Genomic DNA, 3,203 nt, shown 5'->3' with positions numbered 1-3,203 from the left:
AATAGGATTTAAGTTCGAAGATGCTGTCATCGATGTTTATGACATGAGTGGAAAACATATCCAATCTACTGCTTCTAAAAACCGTGTTACCAAGATTAACACCGCCGGACTTATTCAAGGTGCTTACATTATCACCGTGAAAACCAACAATAACCAGTCTGCTAACTCCAAAATTATTAAAAAGTAAAAAATACATTATGAAAACAAATATTACAAAATTCATAGTTATCTCTGTTTTCATCTTCCTCTTCTGTGAAATTAATAGTCAAAGACGTCCTGAAGAAAGTGATATAATAATAGATAAAATACATGTATCGGAAAATTTATATAAGGGAACTGTGAATATAAACATTCCTTTATTTGAAATACCAATAGGAGATTTAAGTCTGAAAAATGAATTAAATTATCATGCAAATGGTTTAGTCGCGTCGCAAGACGAAAGTACCTATGGACTACATTGGATTGTTAATCCCTTTGGACAAATAACAAGAGACAATAATAATAATATTATGTTACGAGATAATTATGACCTCGTTTATAATCTTGATGGTACTGCACATGGATCTCTTGGAAGGCCTAGTTATGACAAAGCTGATTGCCCTAGGCCGAAATCAAATGTAAAATATGGTAGTACAAAGTATCAAGTGTTGGTAGATCCTGTCAACAATTATGTTCCAAATACTGATTTTGTCCCTGAAAAGTTCTATTTTGACTTTTTTGGACACAGAGGGTATTTCATATTTGATAACATGAGAACGCCTTTAGTTTATTGTGATACCGCAAACCTAATCGTAATTGCTAATCCGGGAATTGTCGGCGGAATCGGATGCTATGACGTAGACTTACCATTAACATCTAACGGCGGGCAGGCTCTTCTTCAAGAGTTTGTAATTTTAGATGACAAAGGAAACAGGTTTTATTTTGGGGGTTCTGCAGATGCAATGGAGATAAATTATGAACAAAAAATAATGTGGTCATATTATCCTCATGCCATGACAGGAAATACGATGACTAGTAATGCATCTATGGCAAGAGCAAATTATATACTATCGTGGTTTTTATATAAGGTACAACTTGCAAACGGAGATATAATAATGGGTAAATATAAACATGGAGATTTAAATGTTTTCAATAATTTTACCCAACTATCTCTTAGTGATAGCTATAATGCTCCAATTTTATCTGCTTTTCCTGATAAGAATTCCCTTGACCAAGCAAATTTAGACTGCTCTTTTTCTTTTTCAAATAATGCGAGTCATGGTGGTGGTGGCAATGAAGTTGTTTATACTAAACGAGCCATTCTACAAGAAATTGAAGTAATAGGAAAAGATATTAAGATAAATTATAACTATTTTAAAGATTCCAACTCATTAATTCATTTGGAAAACATTAAAATAGCGTCGAAAGACAAAGAAAAGAATATAAATCTTAATCAATTGCCAATGGGAGGTCAACACTATAGATATTTTTTGAATTCCTTAGAAATTGACAACACGTTTTACAACTTTCAGTATTATGACATCGATAATCTTCCCCAAAAAGATAGTTTTACAATATATTCAGACCCCCCAGGTAACAATTTTGGATATATAGAAAATCCCTCCGTAGAAACCTATAAAACGTCACTTATTCAAAAAATTGTGTACCCAACCAAAGGATACACTCTCTTTAATTATGAAAAAGCAAAAGCTTCCATTATTTATGGAACAGGAAATAATATGTCACCTACAATAACTAATGCCATTGAGCAGGAGTATCCGCTGGCTAGGTTGTCCAGCAAAATTGAATCGGATGGTAACAATCAATATCAAACGCTTTACACATACCTAACGAATAGTGGTTCTTCTTCGGGGATCTTAGATGAAGTAGCAAAAGCCCCATATAAAGATATCTGTTACAGTCAGATTCAAGAAAGCAATAACAATGGTAAGATAGAATATTTCTTTAGTGATTATGTCTCAAATCCCGACATAAAAAATATTAGAGAATTTAATGGAGCGCGTGGCTTTGGTCATATACCAAACCCCCTAGAGATTTTTGTTGATCTCTCAAATGAGAGAGGAAAAATAATTCAAAAAAAAATATATAATACAAGTAATAATATTTTGCGAACGTATTTATATAACTATGAAAGTTTTAAAAAACCTGAAAATCAATTGATAGATATAGGTAGCGGAACTTGTTCTACATGCGTTATTGCAGATCAAAATTACTACGTGCGGACATTCATTAATCCAAATTGGTGGATGGTCCCCGATAACCCCAATCCTAAAATAATGACAGCCTATATTCCCGTCCTTCCTTATCTTTTAAAGAGCACGAAAATAATTGAGAATTTCAACAATAACCTGGTAGAAAGCACTACGTCATTCCAGTACAATACATCTAATATTGATTGGGATATTTATCCAAACATGGCAACAACTGTTACAGCAGCAGGGACATCAATAAAGAAATATTTGTACCCAAGAGATTTTCAGATAGGACGGGGGTGTCCTGGAAGAAGAGGCTGCCCTCTAGATAATGAAAATGTAATTGGTGGACAGATTAATATCTATCATTTTATGAAAACTAACAATGTAATTAAACCTATCATTACAATAACCAAAAATGAGAATAATAAATATTCGATGTCTGAAAATGTTTTTTACAATTATCCTTTTGCATTAAAAAAAACGAGGAGTTCTCTATTAAATGAAAACTTCGATTTTAATAACTATGCAGTCGTTCCTATTTCAAGCATGATAGATGAACTTGTATATGATATGTATGATAATAGACTTAATCCGCTTCAAACATCCAATAAAGGTAAGGTAAAAACAACAATATGGGGGTATGACCAAAGATATCCCATTGCTATAATTGAAGGCGCAACTTATGCCCAAGTGATGCAAGCTTTTAATTTGGATCCAAATAGTATTACCTCTTACCAACAACTACAAATCGTCAGCAAGTCTAATCTTGATATTGATGATTCTTCGGAACAAACCCTTGTTTCTGCTTTGGATTTGTTCAGAAAAAATCCATTATTAGCTAACTATCAAATTACCACTTATACTTATGATCCACTAGTGGGTGTTCGAAGTATTACTCCTCCTTCAGGAATCGGTGAGTATTACATTTATGACACAACAAAAAGACTACAAAAGATTGTAGATGTTAATAACAAGACTTTGAAAGAATTCCAATATCACTACAAACCA

2 protein-coding genes are annotated in these 3,203 nt (G+C 32.9%); both read left to right on the top strand.

All coding sequences use genetic code 11. The features are described from left to right. On the top strand, positions 1 to 187 hold a 187-nt coding region (locus AC4AGG_RS15880; protein WP_489772984.1), incomplete at its 5' end, for a T9SS type A sorting domain-containing protein. A gap of 10 nt (positions 188 to 197) precedes the next feature. Further along, positions 198 to 3,203 (top strand): hypothetical protein (locus AC4AGG_RS15875; RefSeq protein WP_489772998.1); only part of this gene is annotated, 3,006 nt, incomplete at its 3' end.

This window comes from Chryseobacterium sp. CG10_8, assembly GCF_058117085.1.
Note: the sequence above shows the minus strand (reverse complement) of the source record. Positions and strands in the feature narration are given on the sequence as shown.